At 47.4% G+C, this 25,784-nt stretch carries 28 protein-coding genes; 20 read left to right on the plus strand and 8 right to left on the minus strand.

Features of this window, described 5'->3' with window-relative positions; all coding sequences use genetic code 11:
- The first annotated feature begins 27 nt into the window (after positions 1-27).
- Both rsgA and K7B07_RS13720 read left to right on the plus strand, forming a co-directional pair.
- Positions 28-954: a ribosome small subunit-dependent GTPase A gene (rsgA, locus tag K7B07_RS13715; RefSeq protein WP_223710514.1), complete on the plus strand. Its 927-nt coding sequence runs from the start codon at positions 28-30 to the stop codon at positions 952-954.
- A gap of 66 nt (positions 955-1,020) precedes the next feature.
- Positions 1,021-2,052 carry an isoaspartyl peptidase/L-asparaginase family protein gene (locus K7B07_RS13720; RefSeq protein ID WP_223710516.1) on the plus strand — a complete coding sequence of 344 codons (1,032 nt, stop codon included), beginning with the start codon at positions 1,021-1,023 and terminating at the stop codon, positions 2,050-2,052.
- A gap of 32 nt (positions 2,053-2,084) precedes the next feature.
- Here the strand turns inward: K7B07_RS13720 and K7B07_RS13725 are convergent, their stop codons facing one another.
- Entirely contained in the window at positions 2,085-2,633 is a 549-nt protein-coding gene (locus K7B07_RS13725; RefSeq protein WP_223710518.1) for a gamma carbonic anhydrase family protein, read from the minus strand.
- Between the two features lie 60 nt (positions 2,634-2,693).
- On the opposite strand from K7B07_RS13725, the gene K7B07_RS13730 reads away from it, so the two are divergent.
- The 7 genes from K7B07_RS13730 (at position 2,694) to K7B07_RS13760 (ending at position 12,086) form a co-directional block, all read left to right on the plus strand.
- Positions 2,694-3,878 carry a TPM domain-containing protein gene (locus K7B07_RS13730; protein ID WP_223710520.1) on the plus strand — a complete coding sequence of 395 codons (1,185 nt, stop codon included), beginning with the start codon at positions 2,694-2,696 and terminating at the stop codon, positions 3,876-3,878.
- 125 nt (positions 3,879-4,003) lie between these two features.
- Positions 4,004-5,473 carry a RapZ C-terminal domain-containing protein gene (locus tag K7B07_RS13735; RefSeq protein ID WP_223710522.1) on the plus strand — a complete coding sequence of 490 codons (1,470 nt, stop codon included), beginning with the start codon at positions 4,004-4,006 and terminating at the stop codon, positions 5,471-5,473.
- Positions 5,474-5,512: 39 nt separating this feature from the next.
- Positions 5,513-6,256 carry a nucleotidyltransferase family protein gene (locus K7B07_RS13740; RefSeq protein ID WP_223710524.1) on the plus strand — a complete coding sequence of 248 codons (744 nt, stop codon included), beginning with the start codon at positions 5,513-5,515 and terminating at the stop codon, positions 6,254-6,256.
- 131 nt (positions 6,257-6,387) lie between these two features.
- Positions 6,388-7,299, plus strand: coding sequence for a helix-turn-helix domain-containing protein (locus tag K7B07_RS13745; protein WP_223710526.1), 912 nt, complete (start codon positions 6,388-6,390; stop codon positions 7,297-7,299).
- Positions 7,300-7,376: 77 nt separating this feature from the next.
- A complete protein-coding gene (locus K7B07_RS13750) occupies positions 7,377-8,615 on the plus strand; it encodes a multidrug effflux MFS transporter (RefSeq protein ID WP_223710528.1) in 1,239 nt (412 codons plus the stop codon).
- A 179-nt stretch (positions 8,616-8,794) separates the two neighbouring features.
- A complete protein-coding gene (locus tag K7B07_RS13755) occupies positions 8,795-9,796 on the plus strand; it encodes an aldo/keto reductase (RefSeq protein ID WP_223710530.1) in 1,002 nt (333 codons plus the stop codon).
- 340 nt (positions 9,797-10,136) lie between these two features.
- The gene (locus K7B07_RS13760) at positions 10,137-12,086 is read left to right on the plus strand and encodes a M1 family metallopeptidase (protein WP_223710531.1); all 1,950 of its coding nucleotides are present in this window, start codon (positions 10,137-10,139) and stop codon (positions 12,084-12,086) included.
- A 117-nt stretch (positions 12,087-12,203) separates the two neighbouring features.
- Here K7B07_RS13760 and K7B07_RS13765 read toward each other — a convergent pair whose 3' ends face one another.
- Both K7B07_RS13765 and K7B07_RS13770 read right to left on the minus strand, forming a co-directional pair.
- Complete coding sequence (locus K7B07_RS13765) at positions 12,204-12,866, minus strand: DinB family protein (RefSeq protein WP_223710533.1); 663 nt, start codon at positions 12,864-12,866, stop codon at positions 12,204-12,206.
- A gap of 48 nt (positions 12,867-12,914) precedes the next feature.
- A complete protein-coding gene (locus K7B07_RS13770) occupies positions 12,915-13,484 on the minus strand; it encodes a pentapeptide repeat-containing protein (RefSeq protein ID WP_223710535.1) in 570 nt (189 codons plus the stop codon).
- A gap of 88 nt (positions 13,485-13,572) precedes the next feature.
- Here K7B07_RS13770 and K7B07_RS13775 point away from each other — a divergent pair, with 88 nt between their 5' ends.
- The 6 genes from K7B07_RS13775 to K7B07_RS13800 all read left to right on the plus strand — a co-directional run bounded on the left by K7B07_RS13775 (position 13,573) and on the right by K7B07_RS13800 (position 17,191).
- Positions 13,573-14,148, plus strand: a complete 576-nt coding sequence (locus tag K7B07_RS13775; RefSeq protein WP_223710536.1) for an ExbD/TolR family protein — start codon at positions 13,573-13,575, stop codon at positions 14,146-14,148.
- A gap of 89 nt (positions 14,149-14,237) precedes the next feature.
- Positions 14,238-15,056: an energy transducer TonB gene (locus K7B07_RS13780; protein ID WP_223710538.1), complete on the plus strand. Its 819-nt coding sequence runs from the start codon at positions 14,238-14,240 to the stop codon at positions 15,054-15,056.
- An 89-nt stretch (positions 15,057-15,145) separates the two neighbouring features.
- Positions 15,146-15,805 carry a phosphatidylserine decarboxylase family protein gene (locus K7B07_RS13785; protein ID WP_223710540.1) on the plus strand — a complete coding sequence of 220 codons (660 nt, stop codon included), beginning with the start codon at positions 15,146-15,148 and terminating at the stop codon, positions 15,803-15,805.
- Positions 15,806-16,001: 196 nt separating this feature from the next.
- A complete protein-coding gene (locus tag K7B07_RS13790; RefSeq protein WP_223710542.1) occupies positions 16,002-16,637 on the plus strand; it encodes a peroxiredoxin in 636 nt (211 codons plus the stop codon).
- 13 nt (positions 16,638-16,650) lie between these two features.
- The gene (locus K7B07_RS13795) at positions 16,651-16,965 is read left to right on the plus strand and encodes a thioredoxin family protein (RefSeq protein ID WP_223710544.1); all 315 of its coding nucleotides are present in this window, start codon (positions 16,651-16,653) and stop codon (positions 16,963-16,965) included.
- Positions 16,946-17,191: a DUF6952 family protein gene (locus K7B07_RS13800; protein WP_223710546.1), complete on the plus strand. Its 246-nt coding sequence runs from the start codon at positions 16,946-16,948 to the stop codon at positions 17,189-17,191. The genes K7B07_RS13795 and K7B07_RS13800 overlap by 20 nt, the downstream gene beginning before the upstream one ends.
- A gap of 73 nt (positions 17,192-17,264) precedes the next feature.
- Here K7B07_RS13800 and K7B07_RS13805 read toward each other — a convergent pair whose 3' ends face one another.
- On the minus strand, positions 17,265-17,849 hold the full coding sequence (locus K7B07_RS13805; RefSeq protein WP_223710548.1) for a C40 family peptidase: 585 nt from the start codon (positions 17,847-17,849) through the stop codon (positions 17,265-17,267).
- Between the two features lie 93 nt (positions 17,850-17,942).
- Between K7B07_RS13805 and K7B07_RS13810 the strand changes: the two genes are divergently transcribed.
- Both K7B07_RS13810 and K7B07_RS13815 read left to right on the plus strand, forming a co-directional pair.
- Positions 17,943-18,380 (plus strand): nuclear transport factor 2 family protein, encoded by a 438-nt coding sequence (locus K7B07_RS13810; protein WP_223710550.1) that lies wholly within the window; start codon positions 17,943-17,945, stop codon positions 18,378-18,380.
- 9 nt (positions 18,381-18,389) lie between these two features.
- Entirely contained in the window at positions 18,390-19,649 is a 1,260-nt protein-coding gene (locus K7B07_RS13815) for a DUF4861 domain-containing protein (protein WP_223710552.1), read from the plus strand.
- A gap of 66 nt (positions 19,650-19,715) precedes the next feature.
- Here the strand turns inward: K7B07_RS13815 and K7B07_RS13820 are convergent, their stop codons facing one another.
- The 3 genes from K7B07_RS13820 to K7B07_RS13830 all read right to left on the minus strand — a co-directional run bounded on the left by K7B07_RS13820 (position 19,716) and on the right by K7B07_RS13830 (position 22,337).
- Positions 19,716-20,324: a tetratricopeptide repeat protein gene (locus tag K7B07_RS13820; protein WP_223710554.1), complete on the minus strand. Its 609-nt coding sequence runs from the start codon at positions 20,322-20,324 to the stop codon at positions 19,716-19,718.
- Positions 20,321-21,325, minus strand: a complete 1,005-nt coding sequence (locus K7B07_RS13825; RefSeq protein WP_223710556.1) for a VWA domain-containing protein — start codon at positions 21,323-21,325, stop codon at positions 20,321-20,323. Before K7B07_RS13825 ends, K7B07_RS13820 begins: the two co-directional genes overlap by 4 nt.
- A gap of 166 nt (positions 21,326-21,491) precedes the next feature.
- Complete coding sequence (locus tag K7B07_RS13830; RefSeq protein ID WP_223710557.1) at positions 21,492-22,337, minus strand: penicillin-binding transpeptidase domain-containing protein; 846 nt, start codon at positions 22,335-22,337, stop codon at positions 21,492-21,494.
- 166 nt (positions 22,338-22,503) lie between these two features.
- Here K7B07_RS13830 and K7B07_RS13835 point away from each other — a divergent pair, with 166 nt between their 5' ends.
- Positions 22,504-23,076, plus strand: a complete 573-nt coding sequence (locus K7B07_RS13835) for a 2'-5' RNA ligase family protein (RefSeq protein ID WP_223710559.1) — start codon at positions 22,504-22,506, stop codon at positions 23,074-23,076.
- Here the strand turns inward: K7B07_RS13835 and K7B07_RS13840 are convergent, their stop codons facing one another.
- Positions 23,077-24,258 (minus strand): acyltransferase family protein, encoded by a 1,182-nt coding sequence (locus K7B07_RS13840; protein ID WP_223710561.1) that lies wholly within the window; start codon positions 24,256-24,258, stop codon positions 23,077-23,079. It abuts the gene before it with no gap.
- A gap of 170 nt (positions 24,259-24,428) precedes the next feature.
- On the opposite strand from K7B07_RS13840, the gene K7B07_RS13845 reads away from it, so the two are divergent.
- Entirely contained in the window at positions 24,429-24,923 is a 495-nt protein-coding gene (locus tag K7B07_RS13845; protein ID WP_223710563.1) for a UpxY family transcription antiterminator, read from the plus strand.
- 10 nt (positions 24,924-24,933) lie between these two features.
- Positions 24,934-25,758 carry a polysaccharide biosynthesis/export family protein gene (locus K7B07_RS13850; protein ID WP_223710565.1) on the plus strand — a complete coding sequence of 275 codons (825 nt, stop codon included), beginning with the start codon at positions 24,934-24,936 and terminating at the stop codon, positions 25,756-25,758.
- Positions 25,759-25,784: the final 26 nt, after the last annotated feature.

Consider the following 25,784-nt stretch of genomic DNA (forward strand, 5'->3'; position numbering starts at 1 on the left):
AAACCCCAAACTTTAAACCCCTGAGCATTGAAGGCTTTAGTCTATAAATCAACCGGGAGCTGGTATACGGTTAAAGATGAAGCGGGAACGTTTCATAACGCCCGGATAAAGGGCGTTTTTAAAATAGAGGGCATCACCAGTACCAACCCGCTTGCGGTAGGCGATTGGGTGAATATAGAAACGGAGGAAGGCGCTGAAGGCACCGCTGTTATTGATCAGATTTTCCCCCGTACGAACTATATCAACCGGCAATCGCCGCGTATGAAACACCAGCAGCACATTATTGCCGCCAACCTGGATCAATCGATACTGATCGCTACGTTAAAGGATCCGCGTACTTCGCGTGGGTTCATCGACCGGTTCCTGGTGGTTTGTGAAATGTATCATGTACCGGCAATCGTTCTTTTTAATAAAACTGATATTTACAGGGAAAAAGAATGGGCCGCCTACGAAGCGCTCTCGGAGGTATACCGTTCACTGGGCTACCAGGTTCATGCGGTAAGCGTGGAAAAAGAAGAAGGACTGGACATTCTCAATGGCCTGCTGCACAATAAAACGACATTGATCAGCGGTCACAGCGGTGTGGGAAAATCTTCGCTGATCAATATCCTGCTGCCCGGAGAAGCCATTAAAACCAATGATGTGAGCGGATGGAGCGGAAAAGGGATGCATACCACCACCTTTGCCACCATGTACGACCTGCCTGAAAACGGGAGGATCATCGATACTCCGGGCATCCGGGAACTTGCCATTACGAATCTTGAACGGGAAGAGCTGTCACATTATTTTCCCGAAATGCGGCAACGGCTGGAACACTGCCGTTATAATAACTGTACGCACATCAATGAGCCCGGCTGCGCGGTGAAAGCAGCAGTTGAAAGCGGGGATATTTACGAGGAACGCTACATAAGTTATCTCAATATTTTTGAGAGCATTGAAAACAGGAATTATTGACGGATTGGTTGGGTATGACCGATCCTGAAACCGGATCGCCCGATCCGTATTCTAAAATCTGGTTTTATGAAGATCCGCAATACACGATACGTGCTTACAGTATGGTTGCTCATACTGGGCCTTGCTGCCGTTGCCCAAAAGAAAAAATATGTACTGGTGGTACACGGAGGGGCGGGTACCATCTTAAAAAAGAACATGTCTGCCGAAAAGGAGCAACATTATATTGCGGCCCTTACCGAAGCATTAAAGACAGGATATGGCAAACTCCGTTCCGGAGGAACAAGTCTGGACGCAGTGGAAGCGACCATACGCGTTCTGGAAGATAATCCTTTGTTCAACGCAGGTAAAGGCGCCGTTTTTACACACGACGGACGTAATGAGCTGGATGCTTCTATTATGGAGGGCAAGATCTTAAAGGCCGGAGCTGTTGCGGGGGTAACTACCATAAAGAATCCGATAACTGCGGCAAGGGCTGTAATGGAAAAATCGGAACACGTAATGCTGGCAGGCAGAGGGGCTGAACTGTTTGCGGAAGAGGCCGGACTTACACCGGTGGGGCCAGAGTATTTCAGAACAGAAGAACGGTGGCAGGGGCTGCAACGGGCATTAAAAGCGGATTCGGCCCGGGCGGTGCAGGACCATGATGGCAAAACCTCCGCAGTGGAACCGGTAATAAATATTGATCAGAAATTCGGAACCGTAGGATGTGTGGCCCTCGATCAGCAGGGAAACCTTGCTGCGGGAACATCAACCGGCGGTATGACCAATAAAAAATACGGACGGATAGGCGATTCGCCGGTCATCGGCGCGGGTACTTACTGCAATAATGCCACAGCGGGTATTTCCTGCACCGGCTGGGGAGAATTTTTTATCAGGAACGTAGTTGCCAAAACCGTATCCGATCTCATAGAGTATAAGGGATATACTATTGATCGGGCAGCAGGTGCCGTGCTGGATAAGGTAAAGGAAATGGGCGGCGACGGCGGGCTGATCATCCTGGACAAACAGGGTAATATGGCCATGCCCTTTAATACTGAGGGCATGTACCGGGGCGCCGTTACCGAAGATGGAAAGATCGAGGTGCTTATTTACAGGTAAGCTACTTTGGCCTGCCTGTGCCGGCAGCAGCCCTAGCTCTTTTTAAAATACCGGTCTGCTTCATTGGCATCTTTAAACCAGCCCGAATATTTTACATAATTGTTCGCGATCCGGTCGATTTCCCCCTGTAACAATTCCTGGGAAATATCTTTTATTTTCTTTGCAGGCGTACCGGCATAAATGCTGCCCGGACTGCAGATCGTATTTTCCAGTACCACAGCGCCGGCCGCTATGATGGTATTACTGTGCACTACGGCGTTGTCCATAATAATAGCGCCCATTCCTACCAATACATTATCATGAATGGTACATCCATGTACGATAGCATTGTGCCCGATGGAGACATTGTTGCCGATGGTAGTGCCGCATTTCTGATAGGTACAATGAATAGTAACACCATCCTGTATATTCACCTTATCGCCGATACGGATAAAATTCACATCGCCCCTTACAACGGTGTTGAACCAGAAGCTGCAGGCGGCTCCTGCAATTACATCGCCTACAATAGTGGCATTGGGCGCCACGAAACAATCTACACCGATCTGAGGGTATTTTCCTTCCACTGGTAATATCACTGCCATAATAGATCCTTTCCTGCTAAGGTACAAAAAAATCAAGGTCATTCTTGTTAAAAAGACGGGATGATCGCTAACTTTAATGCGATGCATTTTTTTGGGAAGACCTTTATGATACGTTCGTTCCGGTTGAGAGATTTTTACAGGAAGCACGAAGGCGTGGTTATCCCGTTGCAGGGAAGCCTGTCGGGATTGTTGAGAATATTGCAACTGATGATAGCACTGTTGCTTTTGACAGGTAATGGACAGGCACAGGAAGTGTTGAAGATCCGGACACGTACCACGGATCAGACAGGTACCTTATCCTCCGGTGAAATAAAAACACTCGATGACCGGTTATATGCAATCGAAAAAAAGACCGGGCGCCAGGTGGTCGTTGTAATGATCCCTACTACGGGAAGCAGCTCCGTTGAGGAGTATGCAACAACACTGTTCCGGGAAAATAAGATCGGCTCACAGGACGGGAACGACGGCGTGCTGATCCTGGTTGCAAAGGATGACCGAAGAATGCGGATAGAGGTAGGCTACGGGTTGGAGGGCACCATAACGGATCTGTCTGCCAGCAGGATCATCGAAGAACAAATGAAACCTGCGTTCCGGAACAATGATTTTGGCGAAGGACTAAAGAGCGCAGTAAATTCGGTGGAACTGCTGATCAATGGCGGATCATTGCCTGAAGCGGCTCCGGCTTCGCGCGGCGGATTAACAAAAGAAGGCAAGATATTTCTCCTGCTGATGCTGGTGGCTTTTGTATCCGGGATATTGGCAGGGGCGAAGTTCCTGTCGGTGCGGCAGGTGCTGATTGCTGATCTTGTAATCATAGTTGTATTTATCTTTTTTAGTTTTAGTTTCACCCCGTTATTGGCAACCCCCTTTGCTGCTTTCAGTTATGCAGCGGGGTATGCGCTGGCACGCTACAGAACCGTCAAGATACTTGCCGGGGTACTGTTGCTGCTGGCGGCGGTGGTGGCGCTGGTAGCAAAATTTTACGGAGGCATCCCTGCTTCCATCACAGCGTTTGTCGGAGGCATTGTTACCATTATGGGCTTTTTGGTTTACGCATACTCAAAAGGCATTTTGATCAGCTCCGGCGGAAGCCGCGATCACGATGATGACTCCTGGTCGCGGAGCAGTTCTTCCTCGGGCTCATCTTCCTGGTCGTCGTCCTCTTCCTCCTCCTCCGGTTCCAGCAGCAGTTTCTCCGGTGGTGGTGGCAGCAGCGGCGGTGGCGGTGCAAGCGGGAGCTGGTAAAAGGACTCAGGCGCAGGGAGGGCCGTAATTGCCGGCTGTGCAGCAGGCTATGAGCAGCTACCAGGTTGCTTAACAACTGCTAAACTTTAAGACTGCAAACTCAAAACGGAACTTATCTTTGCCGGATGCAGGATAAAGTAGAAAAAATAACAGCATTGTATCAGCAATGGGGGGGACATGCTCCGGATACGATTGATGTATTGCAACAGGCGGGCAGTGAACGCCGTTATTTCCGTATCTGGAGGGAAGGGCGTTCGGTCATCGGAACCTATGGTGCCAATATAAAAGAGAATGAATCCTTCTTCTATTTCTCAGAACATTTTCAAAAGAAGCAGCTTCCGGTGGCGCATATACTTTCTATAAGTGCCGACAGGGCGTATTACCTGCAGGAAGATTATGGAAATATATCGCTGATCAACCATCTGGAGGAGCAGGGAGAATGCCCTCCGGTGTATGAATTATTTAAAAGCAGTCTTGCCGCACTGGCCCGTGTTCAGGTACTGGGCGACAAAGGACTGGATTATGACCGCTGTCTGACCAATAAGGAATTTGGCAAGCAGGCCATTATGGCGGACCTGCTGTATTTTAAATATTATTTTCTCGATGCATTACGGAAACCGTATGATAAACAGGCGCTGATCGATGATTTTGAAGCCCTCAGTACCTACCTTACACACACGGATCATAAGTTTTTTATGATGCGCGATTTTCAAAGCCGCAATATCCAGGTGATGGAGGATCGCTCCGTCCATTTTATCGATTACCAGGGGGGGATGAAAGGTGCCCCTCAGTATGATGTGGCTTCCCTGCTCTGGCAGGCAAGGGCTAATCTATCCGAAGGCTGGAAAGAACAATTGCTCACCGATTATATGGATGCGCTGGAACCCTTGCTGGGTAAGCCACTGAACCGGACGGCATTTGTAAGTCAGTACAACGGCTATGTGCTCATCCGTCTGCTACAGGTGCTGGGTGCCTACGGGTTCAGGGGATTGTTCGAGCGGAAGGCGCATTTCCTTACTAGCATTCCGCTGGCGCTGCGAAACCTCAGGGCCTTTCTCCGCAAAAATGCAATGGGTATTTCTGTACCGGAATTTGATAAAGTGTTACAGCTCTGTATCGCTGATGAGATCATTGAGCAGTTCACGCCGGTGCAGGCGACGGAAGAAACCCCGTTGGTGGTGAAAATAGCAAGCTTCTCCTTTAAAAAAGGCCTTCCGGTAGAAGATAAAGAGAATGGCGGCGGTTTTGTATTTGACTGCCGGGGTATATTAAACCCGGGAAGGATCGAAAGCATGAAAACCCAGACAGGGCGTGATAAAGAAGTGATCCAGTACCTCGAACAGCAGACAAAGATGCCTGAGTTCCTGCACAGTGTTTTTGATGTGGTGGACATTACGGTGGCTGATTTTATCCAGCGCCGGTTCGACAGCCTGATGATAAGTTTTGGATGCACCGGCGGGCAACACCGCAGCGTGTATGCCGCGGATGCCCTGGCCCGGCATCTGAAAAACAAATTCAAGGTAAAAATAGAATTGAACCATTGGGTGCAGGATGCAAAGAACTGGATCAATGAAGTGGTTAAAAAGGAAGTATAACCGGCGGTCAATGATCTGCCGGAAATGAAAGCGTATAGTATGACAACAAATAGTAATTCCCTGCCCCGGACCGCCCTCATTTTCTCCGCCGGCCTGGGCACGCGGTTCAAACCCTGGACAGACACACATCCCAAGGCCCTGGCGGTGATCAACGGGAAAAGCCTGTTACAGCGGAATATCGAATACCTGCAGCAATACGGGATCAGCCGGGTGATTGTGAATGTGCATCATTTTGCCGACCAGATCGTAGCAGCCGTTAAAAAGAATAAGGGCTGGGGGAGCGAAGTGCTGATCAGTGATGAGACCGATGCGGTACTCGAAACAGGGGGAGGATTGTTAAAGGCAAAGCCGCTTTTTACGCCCAGCGAACCGTTTATCACCTGCAATGCAGACATACTCACCGACCTGGACATCAATGCGCTGACCCGTTTTCATAACGCCGGTGATGCATTGATTTCAATGATGGTAAGTGGGCGGAAAACTTCCCGTTATCTGCTGTTTGATGAAGCAAATACGCTTTGCGGCTGGCGCAATATTACCACCGGTGAGGAACGGATCTCAAGAACGGCGCAACCCATGCGGCAACTGGCCTATGACTGTGTGGTGCTCTTTAATTACGCCGTGTTTGATGCCATTCCCTTTACCGGAAAATTCTCACTGATCGATCTGTACCTGCACCTGGCAAAAGAGCATACCTTGAAAGGCCTGGAACACAAGGATGACCGCTGGGTGGATGTGGGTAAACCGGAGAGTGTGGCAGTGGCAGAAGCATTGTTTTCATGAGACTTTTATAAGCAGCAACATTGCTGTGATCTGGTGAGGAAACGGCGGGTTAACGGTAAAACACACGGCTGTTTATGGACCCGTTATGTTGCTCAATGCCTTTATTTGTTTGATTTCTGTAATTTTGTTCCATGGAAAAAGCAGAAACCGTTGAGGAATTCTATAAAAGGATCAATCACAATACATCAAAATTATCCCTTCATAACGTAGGTCTGGGCCTGGGGCATTTTAATATCTTTCCAAGGGCCTTCTGCTCTCCGCATACCAATTATTCCAGGAGGGATTATTATAAGGTCTCCTATATTATCGGTACCGGTAAACTGTATTATGCCAACCAGTGGATCCACATCGACCGTCCGGCATTGATGTTCTCCAATCCTATGGTGCCTTATTTGTGGGAAGCGGAATCGCCCGAACAGTCGGGATGGTTCTGTCTGTTCACAGAAGATTTTATCCAGCATGATGAACGGATCCTCAGTCTTCAGGATTCACCACTGTTCAAGGCAGGTGCGCGGCCGGTTTATTTTTTAAACGAAGACCAGCAGGAGGAGATCAGCAGTATCTTCCGTAAGATGCAACAGGAGCTGCATTCAGACTATGTGCATAAATTCAACGTGCTGCGTAATTACCTGCACCTGGTCATTCACGAAGCCATGAAATGGTGTGCTACAGACAGGTTTGAAAAACCGGTAAACGCCAGTGTACGGATCACCAATCTTTTCCTGGACCTGCTCGAACGCCAGTTCCCGATCGATGCACCCGACCTGGTGGTACAGCTGCGTTCCCCCAAAAGTTTTGCGCATCAGCTCTCCGTGCATGTAAACCATCTCAACCGGTCGGTACGGGAGGTGACCGGCAAAACCACCACCGGGCATATCTCCGACCGGATCCTGAAAGAGGCGGTGGCGCTTTTAAGGCATTCCGACTGGAATATTTCGGAGATCGCATACAGCCTGGGTTTTGAATACCCGGCGCACTTTACCAGCTTTTATAAGAAAAAAACCGGCCAGAGCCCCGCCGCACTTAGAAAATCCATTGTTTGATTTTTGTAAGTATTGGTTTGATTAGAGTAACCGGCGGCTGAAGAAGCGGTCCTAATTTTGCGGTGTAAATGACCCGTATGATTCCTACACAATCCATGATATCCCGTCAGCAGCAGCCCGGAGTAAAACGGCTGCAGGAAAAAAATAAAAAGGCAGCCACCCTTATCTCATTTTTGCTCATTCCTTTATCCGGGCTGATAACGGACATCTACCTGCCTTCCATGCCGCACATGGCGCAGGAACTGCACCGGCCGGAAGGTGCCATCCAGCTTACATTAACGCTGTTCCTGGTAAGCTATGGCCTGGCACAGTTCGTAACCGGAAGCCTTATCGACAGTTACGGAAGGTTCCGGCTCACCCTGGTATCCCTTGCTGTTTTCATCGCCAGCAACCTGGTTATCATTTTTACAAAGCAGCTTGAACTGATCTATGCCATGCGCATCGTGCAGGGCATTACCACCGGCTTTATTGTTGTGGCCAAACGGGCTTTTTTTGTGGATGTATATGAAGGGGAAGAACGGAAACACTATCTCAGCCTGATGTCCATCGTATGGTCTTCCGCACCGGTTATTGCCCCTTTTATCGGTGGTTACCTGCAGCAGTATTTCAACTGGCAGGCCAATTTTTATGTGCTGGCCGTATATGGAGCCCTGATGCTGGCGCTGGAGTGGATCTTTTCAGGAGAAACGGTTCCGGTTTACCGCAATTTTAAATGGAGCTCCATGCTGGGTGATTACCGGGTGATGCTGCGGAGCCGCACTTTTGCTTATGGTTTATTGATCTGCGGCCTCTGTTATGGCACCACGATGATCTTCGGACTGGCAGGCGCCTTTATCATCGAGCACCAGATGCATTACTCTTCTGTTGTGGCGGGCTATGGTGCGCTGGTAATGGGGCTGGCATGGATGTGCGGCGGTTTTCTCGGTAAAGCCAGTTTAAATAAAGCGTTTCTGCCAAAGCTGAGAAGAAGCAACGCTGCGCAGTTATTGGCAACCCTGGGCATGATCATCACAGCGGTATGGTTGCAGAATCTTTATTCCCTGCTGTTCTTTGCATTCCTGATCCATGTATGCGTCGGGTTCATTTTCAATAATTATTTTGCCTACTGCCTGGGGCGGTTTCCGCAGATGGCCGGGCTGGCCAGCGGCCTGAGCGGAGGGTCCAACTTTATTATTACAGCTGTTGCCAGTTATTCGGTAGTGGGGATCTTACATCCGCAGTCGCAACAGGGACTAGGATACGGGTACCTTATCATGGGGGTTATAGCTTTTTTGATCTTACAGTTATTGCTGAAAAAGCAGCAGGCGCAGGCATAAATGGTTCGTGTTTTTTGGTGCCGGCAACAGTGCCTGTGGCAGCCGGGTTGCTACGCTCAGTTCATCGTCCCGGTCATAGGGCATCAGCCTGGCAGGCCCTTTTCATATTATCACTTCTCACATTCACCTCTCAAATCTCGCATCTCAAATTTCACCTCTCACTTTTAAAATAACAAAACATGAAATACAGAAATCTAGGACAGACCGGTGAGCGTCTTTCGGCCATCGGGCTGGGTTGTATGGGAATGAGCTTTGCTTATGGTCCCACGGATGATACAGAAAGCATTGCCACCTTGCACAAGGCCCTCGACCGGGGTATCAACTTCTGGGATACGGCGGACATGTACGCAGATGGGGCTAACGAGCGGCTGATTTCAAAGGTGCTGGTACCCAATCGCGACAAAGTGTTTATTGCTACTAAATTCGGTTTTCGGTTTAAGGATGGGGTTGCAGGACCCAATAATGCCGCGGGTACTTATTTTGACGGGAGTCCTGAATGGATGAAACAGGCGGTGGATAAAAGTTTACAGCGATTGGGAATCGATACCATCGACCTGTACTATGCCCATCGTGTGGATCCGAATGTTCCGGTTGAAGAAATGGTAGGCGCCATGGCAGAGCTGATAAAAGCCGGAAAAGTCAGATACCTTGGCTTAAGTGAGGCTTCCGCAGCATCCATCCGTAAAGCACATGCCGTGCATCCGATCGCAGCCTTACAAAGCGAATATTCCTTACTGACGAGAGATGTGGAAGGGGAAATCCTGGCCACGGTCCGTGAACTGGGGATCAGCCTGGTACCTTATTCCCCGTTGGCAAGAGGATTGGTGACCAATGCACTGAATACGGAATCGCTGGCTGCAGACGATTTCAGAAGGACCCTTCCCCGTTACCAGGAGAATGTTGCAGAAAATAACGCACAGCTGGTGCGTGCATTCGCTGATCTTGCAAAGGGAAAGAACAGTACTCCCGCACAACTGGCGCTTGCCTGGGTACTGGCACAGGGTGATGATATCATCCCTATTCCAGGAACCAAAAAACGGAAATACCTGGAGGAGAACGCTGGTGCGGTGGACATTGAATTGACGCAAAGTGACGTGGAAGCCATCGATTCCATAATAAAAAAATATCCGGATACCGGCGCACGGTACAGCGAAGGCGCCATGAAACTGGTGAACCATTAAAAAAACACCTGTAAGGTTTTAAAAACCTTACAGGTCTGTTAATTTCTCACTACACTGTTGCGGGTGGGATAAGGTATCGCGTCTTTATCTCAAAACTCAAAATGCTACGTTTATTATTATTACTTGCCCTGCTTCCCCTGGCATGCCGCCCAAAGAAGCAGCATATTGATCATATTCTGTAACAGAGTCGTTTATGGAAGATGGCCGACCATAATATCCGGTATTGCTGACTCCGGAGGCTACCTTTTGTATAAGCGGGGAACTGTTTGTCATATTTTACCGGCACAAACGGCAGAAGAGCTATTATTTTGCTAATTTCACCCGGTAAATACTTAGATATATGAAGAAAAGCAGTCTGCTTGCAGTTTTTGCAATTACATCCCTTTCGGTCTGGTCACAGTCGCATTACAACCATAAGGAAGCATTTGCGCCCCTTTTTTATCCATCAGGCGGAAATGAGTACCGGAGCGCATCCGGAGAGCCGGGGCCGAAATACTGGCAAAACCGTGCTGATTATAACATTACCAGTACCCTGGACACCACGGGGCATACGGTTACGGCAAAAGTGGAAATAACGTATACCAATAACAGTCCGGATAATCTGAAATTCCTCTGGCTGCAGACCGACCAGAACAACTATCGCAAGGATTCGAGGGCTACTGCCACAACAACGGCCGCCGGAGGACGCTGGGCCAATGCGATGTTTACAGAAGGTGATGTGATCAAATCCGTAACAATTGACGAAGGCGCGAAAAAATACAGTCCGCAATATAGCACTACAGACACCCGTACGCAGGTGTGGCTGAACAGCCCGCTGAAAGCCGCGGGGGGTAAACTAAAGCTTACCATCGAATATAAATTCACGGTGCCGGAGTACGGTAGCGACCGCATGGGCAGGCTCAACACAAAGAACGGATGGATCTATGAGATCGCACAATGGTTCCCGCGCATGGCGGTGTATGATGATATCCAGGGCTGGAACCTGCTGCCTTACCTGGGGCAGGGAGAGTTTTACCTGGAGTACGGTGATATCAGCTTCAGTGTTACGGCTCCTGCAAATATGATCGTTGTGGGTTCCGGTGAATTGCTGAACCCCGCCGAATGTTTTACCCCCGAAGAAGCAAAACGGTATGCTGCGGCCCGGCTCAGCGATAAAACGGTAATGATCCGGAGCGCGGAAGAAATAGGCAAAGGAGGCATCAGCAGCAAAAAGGGAACCACCACGTGGAAGTTTAAGATACTGAATACCCGTGATGTAGCCTGGGGCGCTTCAAACGCTTTTATACTGGACGGTGCAAAGATCGACCTGCCCAGCGGCAAAAAATCAATGGCGCTGAGTGCCTACCCGGTTGAAAGTGTTGGCACCGATGGCTGGCAGCGCAGCACGGAAATGGTAAAAGGATCGATCGAATTCTATTCTAAAAACCTGTTCGAATTTCCTTATCCTGCAGCTACGAACGTGGCCGGAATCGTCGGAGGAATGGAATATCCGGGTATCGTGTTCTGTAGTTACAAGTCCAGGGGGAATGGCCTCTGGGGTGTAACGGACCATGAATTCGGTCATACCTGGTTCCCGATGATCGTCGGCAGTAACGAGCGCAAATATGCCTGGATGGATGAAGGCTTCAATACCTTTATCAATGATCTTTCCAGCGCGGCCTTCAATAATGGTGAATTTAAAAAGCACAGCTATTTTGACAATCCCGCGGCGGAACAAACCGTTAAATCGGTGTTTAATGATAAGGGGGATATTCTGCTGACGGCACCCGATGTGGTACAACAGGCCAACCTGGGCAATACCGCTTATTTCAAACCTTCCCTTATGCTGCACGCACTGCGGAACTCCGTACTGGGCAAAGAACGCTTTGACGCTGCTTTCAGGGAATACATCAGTCGCTGGGCGTTTAAACATCCTACCCCCTGGGATTTTTTCCGGACGATGGAAAATGTAGGCGGGGAGGACCTTGCCTGGTTCTGGAGAGGATGGGTATTCAATAACTGGAAGATCGACCAGTCGGTACAAAGTGTTAAGTATAAGAACAGCGTACCCGCAAACGGCGCAGTGATCACGATTGAAAACCTGGAGCAGCAGCCGATGCCGGCAACCGTTCTTGTAAAAGAAAGCAACGGAAAGCAACAGACCACCCAGCTCCCCGTTGAGATCTGGCAGCGTGGAGGCACCTACACGTTTGAAGTGCCTACCACCACACAGATTACCGAAGTGACCATCGATCCCGAGAAAAAAATGTTCGACTGGGACCGCTCCAATAATACCTGGACGGGTCAGTAAAACACCGCATAAAAAACGGATGCAACATCCGGTTTATATAACAGGCCGCTCTGTTGTTCCGCCTGGGCAACAGAGCGGCTTTTGTTTCAAGTCATTTATGGGCAAAGAAAACAATACTTACTCGGAAGCGGGCTTGGCGCCGGGAAGCCGGCTTTTTAAAAAGGCAATCTGCCCCCGGTGGTTCGATTCATGTTCGCATACATGAAACCATTTCCAGTAGGTATTCAGCGGCCGGTCGGGTTTCGACCATTTGGGATCCACTGCCATCAGCCACTGATCGTCCTTCTTTTTAAATTCGTCCAGCGTTTTGCTTCTTACTTCGGCTATCAGGTCCAGGTAATACCGGATCTCTTTTCCTTTTATTTCCTTACGGCCTTTGTCGCCCAGTTCCATAGGGGCCTCCCAGCGTTTTTTTTCTTCTTCGTTGAATTCCTGTCGGCCCTCGAACGTGTTGATCTGGTAAAATTTTTCTGTAGCACCCAGGTGCAGTACCAAGGCGGCAATGGTGTTGGCATGACCGTCCAGCAGGAAATCGATCTGCTCCTGGTTCAGCGACTGTACCGATTGAATAACAGTTTGACGGTTATAATTCAGCATGGAAACAAGGGTGCCGATCTGGGGTGAATAACCCTTTACCGGACCGATCATAAAAAGGTCGTCATTGGCCGGCTGGTTGCCGGCGGCAAAAACGGGAAGCGCTGCTGCAGGCAGGGCGGCAGACAAAGCAAGGGCGGCGCTTCTGGTAATAAAGCTTCTGCGGTTGTAGATGGATGTGCGCATGGTGTGATGGGTTTAAGGAAGAGCAATACAATCTACAAAATACGACAATTATTTGATAACAATATCATATTTATCCAGCAGGCCCGCCACATGCATCAGACTGAATTTTGCCTTTCTGATCCGGTTCTTTTCCGGATCGATCCGGTAATTGTACGAGCTGCTAAGATCGGCTTTCTCCAGGTTGGTATTTTCAAATCTCGCGTCGGTAAAGTCACAGTTGTCGAATAAAAGAGTGCTGCAATCGGCATCCGTAAAATCAACCTCTTTCAAAATACAATTACGGAAGATGGAATGTTTCAGTTTTAGTGTATAAAAAGAACTGAGGGTGAGCGTGCTGTTTTCGAACTGCGGGGTGAATAGAAAAGTCTGGGCCTCTTCAAACCGGAGCCCCACAAGCTTGCAGTTTTTAAAAACGGTGTTCTGAAAGGAGGCCTTTTCAATACTGCACCCGCTCATGTTGCAGTCTTCAAAATGACAATCAATAAAATTGATGGAGGCGATGGATGCATTGGCAAAATCACAGCTTTTAAAACGGCAGCCTTCATAATCACCTTTCGGAAGGGTGTTCCGGACATAGTCCTGTTTTTCATAAACGAGGTCTTCAAAATACGGGCTCATCTTTTTATTCAAAGATAGTTTTCAAAAGGGGTAAAAAAAATTTATGGAATCTGCGAGGCCTGCGGTCTAAATGATAAACACATAAACTATGAGCAGCATGGAGGCGCTGGCATTGCCGGCCGGCCGCAAACCAAAGACAGGACTGCGTTTCAGACGCGCCGCAATCAGAATCGATATGACACCGATGGTGGACCTGGGGTTTTTGCTGATCACTTTTTTTATCTATACAAGTGCGATGAGTGATCCGTCCACCATGGATCTGTTCATGCCCAAGGACGGTCCGCCGGTAAATACGGCTGCTTCAGGCGCATTCACCGTTCTTATTGGTAATAACGGGGCCGTTGCTTACTATGAAAATGAACTGGAGCCGGATGCTTCCAATCTGCACCGCATCCGGCCCGAAGCATTAAGGGCCGCATTAATGAAAAAGAAAAAAGAAGTGATCGCACAATACGTACGGGATCCGGATTGCGAAGCAAAAGCGCTATCAGAAAAGCGGTCACCGGATGATTGCCGGCAGCGTAAACTTATGGTAATGATCAAGCCGGGAAAGAATGCCGATTATAAAACAGTGGTAGGAGTACTGGATGAGATGGTGATCAATAAAATCGCCCGGTATGCCCTGGTGACTCCAGATGTGGATGAACTGAAATACATTCCCTGACCCGGTTTTAAACGAAGGACACCTTACTCCTGAAGATCGTTTCCGGAGCAGGACCCACTATGTCTTTTAAACAACTAAAACGATAAATTATGGAAAAAACAAAAATCCTTTCTGCCAGCTTTCTGGACATTTTGTTTGACGGCAGAAACAAGGCTTATGGCGCTTACGAATTACGTAATACCTATAACCGACGCCTGGTGAAAGCCCTGGGAGCTACCGGTCTGGTCATCGCGGTGTTTATGGGGGCCACGGCCCTTAAGGCAACGGAATCAAAAAGCAAACTAGCACACATTGTGGGTCCGACAATCGAAATTACAAAGATCGAAGAGCCCGAAAAAGCAGAGCCACCCGCTCCAAAGCCGCCAAAAATGCAGGAGCCCAAAAAGATTGAGACCGCAAAATTCGTGATTCCGAAAATCACTCCGGATGAAAAAGTGATCACTGCCCCGCCTGCGCAGGACGACCTGGCAGATGTAAAGATCGGCATAGAAAATATTAAAGGGGATAAGCTGGGTGATATTGCCACACCACCACTGGGTGTACCGGATGGAAAAGGGTTGATAGAAACCAAACGTGTGGATAATGATGATACCCGGTTTACAAAAATTGAAAAAGAAGCAGAATATTCCGGCGACTGGGCACGTTTCTTGACCACCAATCTGCGCAGTGAAATACCGGTGGATAATGGAGCCCCTACTGGTAGCTACCAGGTTATCGTACAGTTTGTTGTGGATGTAAACGGTGCTGTAAGTGATATTAAAGTGGCCCGGGATCCCGGTTTTGGTATGGCAGAAGAAGCCATCCGGGTAATAAAAAAATCCGGCAAATGGAAACCGGCGATTCAGAACGGCATAGCGGTAAAAGCATATAGAAAGCAGCCCATTACCTTCCAGGTGGTGGAGCAGTAGGCGGAAGGGCAGATGCCTGCGGGGTTTGAGGCCGCGGAATGATCAAACCTCGCAGGTTTTGTGTAATTTTGCGGCCTAAACAAAAGCAAATGACATTACACAGGGAGGGGAATGCCACCATTACCATCAGCACGGTACTTTTTTTAATAGTAAGTTTCGTTTTTTACTATTTTCTGTTTCATACATACCCTGCTGTTTTCTGGATACTTGAGATCGCACTGATCGTGGTGTTCGGATTGATCATTTCCTTCTTCCGGATACCGAGCCGGAAGTATACGATTGACGGTAATGCGGTGATCGCGCCCTGTGACGGTAAAGTAGTGGTGATCGAAGAAGTGCAGGCGGATGAATATTTCAGCGACCGTCGGATACAGGTATCTATCTTTATGAGTCCGCTGAACGTACATGTGAACCGGAACCCGGTGGACGGGGAGATTGTGTATGATCAATATCATAAAGGAAAGTACCTGGTGGCCTGGCATCCGAAATCTTCCACAGAAAACGAACGGCATTCAAACGTATACCGGCACAGCAACGGCAAAGAAGTGCTCACCAAGCAGATCGCCGGAGCACTGGCAAAGCGGATCGTAAATTATAACAAGGTAGGAAGCAGTGTAAAGCAGGCGGATGAGATGGGGTTCATCAAATTCGGCTCCCGGGTAGATCTGTTGCTGCCGCTGGATGCCAAAATCAATGTAAAGATCGGCGACGTTGCCGTAGGAGGTGTTACGGTAGTAGCCACCTGGTAATGAACCGGAAAAGAACCGGAGCCCCACATTGCGGGGCTTTTTTATGCGTATTTGTGTTGTCTATAAGAAAAAATAATATATAGATTTTATCTATATACTTATAGAAACTATCGTTTGCCTGCGGCTGATTTTTGCGGTACTTTTGCCGCGCAATTGAAAAGCATAAAATCAGTTAAAAATTTTTAAAACAATAAGTATGTCGTTAGTAGGAAAAAAATTCCCGAGTGTGGCAATCGATGCAATGTCTGAAATGGGCGATCTTTTAAAAGTGGATGTGTACAAAGAAGCAGTGAACAACAAAAAGAAAGTGGTATTGTTCTGGTATCCGAAAGACTTTACGTTTGTATGTCCGACGGAATTGCATGCCTTTCAGGAAGCTATAAAAGAGTTTGAAAAACGCAATACCCTTATCATCGGTGCTTCCTGTGACACGGCCGAAGTACACTTTGCCTGGCTGAATACACCAAAGGATAATGGAGGTATCGAAGGCGTTACGTATCCCATCCTTGCAGATACACATCGCTATCTGGCAGGTGAACTCGGTATACTGGACGCCGGTTATGAGGTGAATGATGAAACAGGGGATGTAATTTTAAGCGGTTCAAATGTGAGTTTCCGGGCTACCTATCTGATCGATGAGGAAGGCAAAGTATTCCATGAAAGTGTAAATGACATGCCGGTGGGCAGAAATGTTCAGGAATACCTGCGGCTGATCGATGCATATGCCCATGTGCAAAAGCACGGGGAAGTGTGCCCGGCAAACTGGGAAGAAGGCAAAAAAGCAATGAACGCAGATCGTGAAGGTGTAGCTTCTTATTTCAGCGAAAACTAAAAACAGGAACCTTATGTATGTAGAGTTAAATGAAGATAATTTACAGGAGCTGGTGACCAATCATGAAAAGGTAATGGTGCAGTATGGTGCCGGCTGGTGTGGCAATTGCCGGATCATGAAACCGAAATTCAAAAAACTGGCTGCCGAAAACGAGCAGGTCGCTTTTATTTATGTGGATGCGGAAAAGCTACCGGAATCCCGCAAACTGGCAAAGGTAGATAATCTGCCTACATTCGCGGCGTTCAGCAACGGCCGGTTATTAAACCAGGTGCAAACCAACCAGGTGGCATCATTAAACGAATTATTCAATGAAATTACCCATAATTAGAAAACTTTATCAGGCGGCTCCCCCCGAAAAGCTGCAGACAGCCGTGGAAGTGCTGGAGGCTTTTTGTGAGATGAACATAAAGGAGGAAGAGCTGGATGTAGCCGGTGAACTGATTACCAATCTTTGCGGAGCAATTGAAGTACATGAAATGGTGAAGAATGGAATGCGTGAATCCGAAGCACTGAATAGTTTTTCGAAAAAAGTATTGGGCTCAATTGATTTATAAGCCTGCGTAAAAAGTGCATTTATAGTGTTCCGTTGATAGCGGAACGCTTTTTTATGGGAATACGAAGCAATGCTTATTTCAATACCCGGATCACCTTTACAAATTGTTTTTTATAATATCCCGAAAAGGTACTGATGATAACACCCGTATTGCTTCCCGCAGCATGAAGAAAGCTGAGTGTGCCTTTATTGGCGGTGATGATGCCAATATGCCCGATGTTCCGGCTGTTCTCTCCTCTGAAGAGGATCAGGTCTCCGGGTAATGCGTTGTCAAGGGAAATTGTTTCCCCAACATTTCCATAGGCGGCGGAAGTGCGTGGTGGTTTTACCTGGTAATGCTGAAACACATAGTAAAGCAATCCGGAGCAATCAAAACCTTTTGCCGGATCTGCGGACCCGTATTTGTATGGAGTACCCAAAAAGCGTTTTGCATAATCCACAAATTCCCGGCGACCGATATCGAGGGGCCGGGTGGTTAAAAAAGTCGCTTTTGATACGGGTGTCGTTGCCGGTGATTCCGGATCACTTTCGTTCTTGTCCGGCACACCCGAGGCGGAAGGCCGGGCAAGCACATTAACGGTGCTGTTCTTTTTTGATCCGGCGCAGGAACAGCACAGTAATAAAAGGACAACGGATAAAACCCCGAGCAACGGTTTCATTTATCAAAAGTAAATGCATTTCTGTTACCAAGGTCTTAAAGCAGCCGTTTTGAACAATTAAAGGGTATATTTGCCGGACAAACAATGATTCTTATGCATGTACGATTTTTTGCTTTTTTGTTTTTGATGTTGCTGGTTCCGGCAGCAGGGGTAATTGCACAGGGAAAAAATGTGCAGCAGGTAGAAGTGGCTGTAAAAAAACTTACAAAGGCCATGCTCGACAGTGATGTGCCGGTGCTGAGCGCGCTGGCCGCGGAAAAACTGACCTACGGGCACTCAAGTGGTAAGGTGCAGGATAAGGCGGAGTTCCTGGAATCATTCAAAACAGGTGCAAGTGATTTCACCCGGATCGATATAACAGACCAATCGATCTATTTTGTAAATAATACGGCGATCGTGCGTCATCTGCTGGACGCAGATACCAATGACAATAAACAACCGGGGCATACCACATTAAAGATTATGACCGTTTGGACCAAGGTTGGCAGTCAGTGGCAGCTGATCGCCCGTCAGGCAGTAAAAGCCCAATAAATAGAACTGATGAAAAGCTTTTTTTTAGCAACAGGTGTTGCTATTGGCATGAGTGTGTCTGCACAGACAAAAACAATTACGGTTATTAACCCTTCTTCCTTAGACCGGAGTGACGAGCTGGTGATCCTTAAAAGGGAATGGGTAAAACATAAACTGCCGGCACTGACCGCGCATCAGTATGTTGTGATAACGGATAAGAACGTACCACAACTGGTTCAGTACGATGATCTGGATGGTGATGGGGTATGGGATGAGGCCGTGTTATTACTGAACATGACCGCAAAACAAAAACGGCGGCTTACCATTGCGGTCAGCGAGCATCCTGCTGCAGTTAAAGCGGTGGTGCGCACGTATGTACGGCAAAAGCACCGGCTGCCGGATGGGGGCTTTGGCAGCGTTGTAACAACCGACTCCATGCCTTATAACAATCCTCCTACCGATTTTTCAAAACAGCAATTGCCGCCTTATCTGACAGAAGGGCCCGCATGGGAGAATGATAAAGTGGGATTCCGGAAATATTTTGATACAAGGAATGCGAACGACATCTGGGGCAAACGGGTGCCCTATATGGTGTTGGATGATGTGGGTGCAGATCCTTCCAAAAGCTACCATAACCTGTCTGACTGGGGAATGGATATCTTAAAGGTCGGAAAATCGCTGGGCGCGGGAGCGCTGGCATTAAAGGTAAAGACCGCAGCCGGAGATTCGCTGATCCGTTTTGGAAGTAATACCGGACAGGTGATCTACAAACAGCTAAGCAGCGGACCTTTACGCTCGGTTTTTAAAATAACGTATGAGAACTGGCAGTATCTTCCCGGAGTGGCGCCCCTGACCGTCACCGAACAGATCAGCATCTGGGGAGGGCAGTATTTTTTTGAGAACAGGGTTACATTCAGTAGTGTACCTGCAACGGCCTCCCTGGTTACCGGTACCATTGATTTTTACAGCCAGCAGGATTACAAGATCAATAAAAAAGGAATCGCCGGTCTGTATACCTACGATCCGCAAAGTGAAAATAAAGATCAGCTGGGGCTGGGCATATTAAGTTATGCGAAGGATATAAAGGGGTTTGACCATATAACCACTCCATCTACAGATGTAACCAATGTATTTACCGTAGACCTGAAAGTGTCCGCCAACAAACCGGTTGTATACCGGTATTATGTGGGATGGGAGCTGACGGATAAGGCGTTTGCCACACAGCAGGGATTTGAAAAAATGCTCAGCAGTGAGGCTGAAAAATTTGCACAACCACTGAAGATCCGGTAGCGCCCGGGTACGGGATCATCCGGCGGGGGATCAATTATTGCCTGCAGACTTATGGATCAGAAGTCCTTACCAGTCTTTTTCGTTGCTGATGCCGTACTGCGATTTATCTTCTGAAATACGCTGTTGCGTATTCTTCTCCTTGTTTTCCAGCCGGTCCAGCTGATTTTGGGTCTGGCGCTGATTGAGCTTCGATCGATCCGGCTTTTTTGAATCATCTTTCTTATCCTGTCCGCCACCGCCACCACTGCTTTGTTTTTTCTTTTCCAGCAATGCCTTCTGGAGATTTTCCCTTGCTTTTGTATCCCTGCTGTTCAGACGAAGCGCATTCTTGTAGGCTTCAATGCTTTCCTCCAGTTTATTCTGGTTGGAATACACCACACCGGTATTGTAGTAGGCCCCGGAGCGGAGCAGCAGATCCGTATTGGCAGTGCTGCCTGCCTGCTGATAGGTGTTCACCGCTTCATCATATTTTTTCAAACGGTACAGGGCATTCCCTTTGTTCATCAATGCGATGTATTTTTGGGGTCCGGCTGTTGCCTTATCATATGTTTTTGCAGCCTCCTCCATCTTGCCCTCCCTGTATAGTTCGTTTCCTTTTTTGATATAGGTGGACCCTTCCTGGGCCAGCAGGGGAAGCGCGATAAAATTCAGTAAAACGAAAAGCCGGTTTTTCATTCTTTTGTTTTTTTACCTTCCGGGAGCACCTGTTCGATCACCAACAGGAGGATCATCGCAGCAGCAAAGACCCAGAAATAATAGGAAAAGCTCATCAGGCTGGTATCGCCGGTTACTTTTTTGTCGATCTGCTCCAGTTGGGCATTGATCTTTTTAACAGCGGCATCGATATCCGTTAAATGCACATAAACGCCGTTTGTTGTAGCAGCAATTTGCTGTAATTCTTTTTGATTCAATTTTGAGATAATCGGCTGTCCGGTTTGCGGATCCAGTTTATTGCCACCGGTAGAATCATCAGGAATAAATGTTCCTTCCGGAGAGCCGATCCCAACTGTATTGACCATTAACCCGCGTTTCTGCATTTCTTTTGAGAGCTCCAGCGCCTTTTCATCATGATCTTCCCCATCAGATATCAGGATCACAGCTTTAAATTTTGCTTCCCGCTCACCAAAGGACTTCAGGCTTTCTTCAAGGGCATCACCGATTACGGTGCCCTTTACAGGAACCACATCCGGAGAAGCATCATTTACATAGATCTGGGCCGAGCTGTGGTCGGCACTGATCGGCATCTGGATATAGGCTTTGCCGGCAAACCATACAAGACCCACACGGTTATTGGGCATGGCATCCATCATCTTGCTGATGAATTGTTTTGCGAAAAGCAACCGGCTGGGCTTTACATCCTGGGCAAGCATGCTCTTGCTCAGGTCCAGCGCAAACACTACATCGATCCCTTTTCTTTTTATACCATCATTACCGCCCGGCTTACGAAGGCTCATGGTGCAGAACACTCCCATCAGGAAGGCCAGGCATAATAATATAAACTTTAAATTGAAGCGGGACGGGCTGTAGCCGCGGATCATGGTTTTTACAAGCGAGGGCTCCCCGATCTTACGGATGGTTCTTTTTTTCCAGCTTTTTACTGCGGAAAAAAGGAGCAGGAACAGCAATACTGCAGCACTCAGCCAAATAAAATAGATATATTGAAATTCAAAATTCATGTACCTGCTGATTTTATCCCGGTTCCTGCTGAACCCTGCAATAATTAAGCCGACACCGGCCAAAAGTTGTTAAAGGCAGCCGGTTCTTTTAGCTGCTCTTACAGCAAACGGGCGAGGTACAGCGGCTGCACCACTTCTAACAGGTTTTAAATATAATAAAGATCGCTTACATTTTGCCCTCAAAAAAGCCCAGCTGTTTAAGGATCTCTTTTAACATTTTCAGGCGTACGGCAGACAGATCGTAATTCGGGTCAGCCGACTCTACATTTAATACAAAAAAATAGGGATGCCTGTTCTCTTCGATCCAGCCAACGATCCAGCCCAATGCATGCCGGTTATCAGTGGTTGCCCAACCGGTTTTATAGGCCAGTTTGTAATTGGAGTTGCTTTCGAACAACATGGCGTTTTTCACTTTTTCCTGGTAAAGCTTGAAAAATGGCAGCTCGTTGAAATAAAGTTTTTTTACCAGACCGAGATTTTCGTCAGGAGTTAGCTTTAGGGTATTGTCCAGCCAAAAAGTATCAATGGCCGACCGGATCTTAAAAAGCGTGTCTTTTTTCCCGGAGCCGTAATGCAATGAGTCCAGCCAGAACTGCATTTTTTCCTTTCCGATCCTTCGCGCCACTTCCTGGTAATAAGGCACCGCCGAAACCCTGAATGCATCATACATAGTAAGATCTTTATTCCATTCCCGCACCGGCCGCTGAATGCCATCCCAGGGGATCACCATGCTGTCGCTGGAGATAATCCCGGTCTGAAGGCCGATAAGAGAGTTTACAATTTTGAAAGTACTGGCGGGAAGATAGGCGCTGTCCCGGTATCTTGCCAGGTTGTAAACCGTAAAATCGCCGGTACCATTGTTTAACAAAGCGAAGGTTCCGGTCAGCTGGTTTTCATCAAAATATTTTTTTAACGAGTTGTCCTGTTTTACATTGTTTTGCGTGCAGGATACGCTTCCCGCAACAATAATACATGCCCAAAAAAGAGTGTTATTGCCCCTGGCTTGTCTCAATCTGGTGTTTTTCCTGCTAATTCTCAATAGTTTATTAAAAATCTTCATAATTATTGCCCGGAATATTTAATCCGCGCCGCAAAAATACAATGTGTTTTGGTATACAACGGCTTTAATAATTTCTGGCATCCAAATTGTGTGTTTATGTTATATATAGCATATTATTATGCAGGATATTATAACATACCGGAGAGACGCCCTGAACAGCTACCGCCTGATCCTGGATCCGCCGCCGGCCGTAAAAAAGAAAATAGCTGTGGCTAAAACACGGCTGGATGCTTTCTTTCCCGGAACGCCTCTTTCCGGTGGAATGCCTTTTATTTATTTAGCACGCTTTGCGGCTTTTGAGTCGGAAGAAGAACGCATAACAGAACCACTGCAGAAGGTGGCATTGGGTGCGATGCCTTTCAGGATCCACCTGAAGGGATTTGATCATACTACCCATACCGAGATGTATATCCGGATTGCCGAGACGGATTGGGTGAATTCAGTAGTTGATAAAGTTTCAGCGATCACTGGCCCCTGGAGGGATGTGCATTTTAACCGCCTGCCCCGGATTTCCCTGGCCAGAAATCTTTCCTCCTGGCAATTCGATCGCGTGTGGCCCTATTTTGAGAATGAAACCTTTCAAAATCAATTTATTATAAATAAAATGTTACTGCTCCGGAAATGGGAGGGCCATCATTCCTGGCAGATTGTAAAGCATTTTTTATTTGAAAATCAATTGATTGAAGGATAGTTATACTTTTATGTAGATTTTCTTTTTATCGAGCCAGTAACAGATAGCCCACATAAAAAGGATGACGCATAGAGCATAAAGAAGTGACCCGTTTTCCTTGGCACCGGGTGTGTGGATCAAAACTTTTGTGTAAAGCCAGTTCCATGGTGTAACACCTTCTGCCGTTTTAAAAAGAGCGGCAGTTTTTGGCAGAAAAGCGCTCAAAGCAAAGATAAACAGGGGATTTTTTCCAAAAACCTCAAAAAAATTGCTTAAAAATCCCGTCCTGCCCTTTATTTCTATAAAATAGATCATTGTGGAAAGGGTGACAACCGCCAGCCCAGTAGTGTATATGGTATAGGAGCTGGTCCAGATTTTTTTATTGATCGGGAATACAAGGTCCCAGCAGAACCCGGTAAGTAACAGGGCCACGCCGGTCACGAAAAGCACGGTCAGCATTTTGAACATTGGGTTCGCGGGATTCGTTTTTTCCAGTTCTTTTGGAAGCCCGGTGCTGCTGTTTTTGATATACATCCCCACGAAGTAGCCAAATACCACCTGAACCACAGCAGGAAGAGTGCTTGCAATACCTTCCGGGTCAAATGGCACACCTTCTCCTTTGTACATATGAGCGGTGTGTAAGATCAGTTTGTCTATTTTTTCCGTGCCAAACCAACCGGCCAGACTGTACGGATCGGCGGGGTTACCAATGATACAGATGGCCCAATAGAGCAGGAGCAGCACAAGAGAAAGGACCCCTGCTGCCTTGGGTTTTAAATAGAAGACAATAAGCGAGGCGAGAAAATAGCAAACCGCGATCCGCTGTAATACGCCAAAGACCCTTACTCCTCTTTCCGGTCCGGAGGTCCACCTGATCAATTCCAGGGTGCCATCGTGCCAGCGGACAAAGGGATACCAGTTAAGAAAAAGCCCGATCCCGAAAATGATAATGGTTCGTTTAACCACCTTTTTCCAGAATACTGCAGGCCCCTCTTCCTGCAAGCGGGGAATAACAAAGGACATAGCGTTCCCCACGGCAAATAAAAAAAAGGGAAAAACAAGATCAGTTGGGGTCAGGCCATGCCAGGGTGCATGCTCCAGCGGACCGTAAATATGCGCCCAGCTGCCGGGGTTATTTACCAGGATCATCAGACAAACGGTAGCTCCCCGGAAAACGTCAAGCGATCGGTATCGAATCTTCATTGTTGATGGAATAAGCCAGTAAAATACAAATTTAGAAGTAAAAAAGACAAGCCCCAGAGAATTTTCTCAATAAGCACTGTTACTGTTATATTTGCAGGGTTGTTCCTGCAGATTGTTTTGGTCGTATTTTACCTGAAAATGTGACTGAGGTGGCGAAGCCATGTAAAAAAATGAAAGAAAAGAACTGGTATGCAATCTATACTAAGCCCCGCTGGGAGAAAAAAGTATCAAAGCTGCTTACGGACAGGAATGTTGTCACCTATTGCCCGTTAAACAGGGTAAAACGCAAATGGAGCGACCGGATAAAAACGGTATTGGTGCCGCTGTTGCCCTCTTATCTCTTTGTATATATAAATACTGCAGAGCGGCAGACAATACGGGAAACCCCGGGAGTGATCAATTTTGTTTATATCGAAGGCCGGCCTGCAATTGTTAAAGACTATGAGGTGGTTCGGATTCAACGGTTTCTGAATGAATTTGAAAATGTGGAGCTGACTGCATTTCATCCGAGAAAAAATCAGCGTGTGATGATCAACCAGGGATTGCTGGTGGAGGAAGAAGGCCGGGTGATTGATTTAAGAAACAATAAGGTGGAGGTAGCAATTGAAAGTCTTAATTACAGCCTCGTGGCCTTATTTGATAAATCAAAACTGATCAACCATTAAATCAAACTTTATGAAATTGTTCAATTATCCATTCATACTTGCTGCTGTATTATTGTTTGGATCGTGCACCATACAACAGAAATTACCAAAATATCTGGAAGGTGCAACAAACGAATCGATCAACAAACAGATCCAGTTTCCTGAGCTTGTAATACAAAAGAACGATCAGCTGGCGATCCAGGTGTACAGCGATTATTTACCCAAAGACCCCAATCCCGACCTTTTATACAATCAGCCCCTGCCCGGAGGCGGCGCTGCCGGAATGGGGAGTACAGCGAGCAACACAACAAGTACAGCCAGCGGTTATTTGGTAGATGGAGATGGTAATATCGATTTTCCCCGCCTCGGCAAAATTCATGCGGAAGGACTTACCAAAAAACAACTGGAAGCGGAAATCAAAAAACGACTGGTAACGCCTGTAGAGCTTTTGAAAAATCCCACCGTACTGATCCGGTTTCAGACCTATAAGATCATCACCGTGGGGGAGTTTACCAATCCGCAGGTGCTTAATATTCCAACGGAAAAGGTAAATATATTTGAGGCCATTGCCATGTCGGGTGGTATTACGGAATGGGGAAAAAAAGAGGAGGTGAAAATCATCCGGGAGCAGGATGGAAAAAGGGAGATGGGCGTTGTGAACTTGTCTTCGGCGGATATATTTTCCTCACCCTATTACTTTTTAAGACAAAATGATATTTTGTTGGTAGATCCTGTAAACGATAAAGCTAAAGCAAATGATGAAGCCAGAACGTTGAGACGTTTTACGTTTGCAACATCCATGATTTCAGCAGCTGCAGTTATTACATCTGTCATAATATCCGCTTCCAGGAAGTAGCCATTACTCTTTTAAAATTCCGCTGT

Origin of the sequence: Niabella beijingensis, from assembly GCF_020034665.1 — a bacterium.
Taxonomy (GTDB): Bacteria; Bacteroidota; Bacteroidia; order Chitinophagales; family Chitinophagaceae; genus Niabella; species Niabella beijingensis.

Bases quoted from the DNA above. Each gene is read 5' to 3' on its own strand.
- K7B07_RS13720 (WP_223710516.1), top strand. From the start codon at position 1,021: ATGAAGATCCGCAATACACGATACGTGCTTACAGTATGGTTGCTCATA.
- K7B07_RS13725 (WP_223710518.1), bottom strand. From the start codon at position 2,633: ATGGCAGTGATATTACCAGTGGAAGGAAAATACCCTCAGATCGGTGTA.
- K7B07_RS13730 (WP_223710520.1), top strand. From the start codon at position 2,694: ATGATCGCTAACTTTAATGCGATGCATTTTTTTGGGAAGACCTTTATG.
- K7B07_RS13735 (WP_223710522.1), top strand. From the start codon at position 4,004: ATGCAGGATAAAGTAGAAAAAATAACAGCATTGTATCAGCAATGGGGG.
- K7B07_RS13740 (WP_223710524.1), top strand. From the start codon at position 5,513: ATGACAACAAATAGTAATTCCCTGCCCCGGACCGCCCTCATTTTCTCC.
- K7B07_RS13745 (WP_223710526.1), top strand. From the start codon at position 6,388: ATGGAAAAAGCAGAAACCGTTGAGGAATTCTATAAAAGGATCAATCAC.
- K7B07_RS13750 (WP_223710528.1), top strand. From the start codon at position 7,377: ATGATTCCTACACAATCCATGATATCCCGTCAGCAGCAGCCCGGAGTA.
- K7B07_RS13755 (WP_223710530.1), top strand. From the start codon at position 8,795: ATGAAATACAGAAATCTAGGACAGACCGGTGAGCGTCTTTCGGCCATC.
- K7B07_RS13760 (WP_223710531.1), top strand. From the start codon at position 10,137: ATGAAGAAAAGCAGTCTGCTTGCAGTTTTTGCAATTACATCCCTTTCG.
- K7B07_RS13765 (WP_223710533.1), bottom strand. From the start codon at position 12,866: ATGCGCACATCCATCTACAACCGCAGAAGCTTTATTACCAGAAGCGCC.
- K7B07_RS13770 (WP_223710535.1), bottom strand. From the start codon at position 13,484: ATGAGCCCGTATTTTGAAGACCTCGTTTATGAAAAACAGGACTATGTC.
- K7B07_RS13775 (WP_223710536.1), top strand. From the start codon at position 13,573: ATGAGCAGCATGGAGGCGCTGGCATTGCCGGCCGGCCGCAAACCAAAG.
- K7B07_RS13780 (WP_223710538.1), top strand. From the start codon at position 14,238: ATGGAAAAAACAAAAATCCTTTCTGCCAGCTTTCTGGACATTTTGTTT.
- K7B07_RS13785 (WP_223710540.1), top strand. From the start codon at position 15,146: ATGACATTACACAGGGAGGGGAATGCCACCATTACCATCAGCACGGTA.
- K7B07_RS13790 (WP_223710542.1), top strand. From the start codon at position 16,002: ATGTCGTTAGTAGGAAAAAAATTCCCGAGTGTGGCAATCGATGCAATG.
- K7B07_RS13795 (WP_223710544.1), top strand. From the start codon at position 16,651: ATGTATGTAGAGTTAAATGAAGATAATTTACAGGAGCTGGTGACCAAT.
- K7B07_RS13800 (WP_223710546.1), top strand. From the start codon at position 16,946: ATGAAATTACCCATAATTAGAAAACTTTATCAGGCGGCTCCCCCCGAA.
- K7B07_RS13805 (WP_223710548.1), bottom strand. From the start codon at position 17,849: ATGAAACCGTTGCTCGGGGTTTTATCCGTTGTCCTTTTATTACTGTGC.
- K7B07_RS13810 (WP_223710550.1), top strand. From the start codon at position 17,943: ATGCATGTACGATTTTTTGCTTTTTTGTTTTTGATGTTGCTGGTTCCG.
- K7B07_RS13815 (WP_223710552.1), top strand. From the start codon at position 18,390: ATGAAAAGCTTTTTTTTAGCAACAGGTGTTGCTATTGGCATGAGTGTG.
- K7B07_RS13820 (WP_223710554.1), bottom strand. From the start codon at position 20,324: ATGAAAAACCGGCTTTTCGTTTTACTGAATTTTATCGCGCTTCCCCTG.
- K7B07_RS13825 (WP_223710556.1), bottom strand. From the start codon at position 21,325: ATGAATTTTGAATTTCAATATATCTATTTTATTTGGCTGAGTGCTGCA.
- K7B07_RS13835 (WP_223710559.1), top strand. From the start codon at position 22,504: ATGCAGGATATTATAACATACCGGAGAGACGCCCTGAACAGCTACCGC.
- K7B07_RS13840 (WP_223710561.1), bottom strand. From the start codon at position 24,258: ATGAAGATTCGATACCGATCGCTTGACGTTTTCCGGGGAGCTACCGTT.
- K7B07_RS13845 (WP_223710563.1), top strand. From the start codon at position 24,429: ATGAAAGAAAAGAACTGGTATGCAATCTATACTAAGCCCCGCTGGGAG.
- K7B07_RS13850 (WP_223710565.1), top strand. From the start codon at position 24,934: ATGAAATTGTTCAATTATCCATTCATACTTGCTGCTGTATTATTGTTT.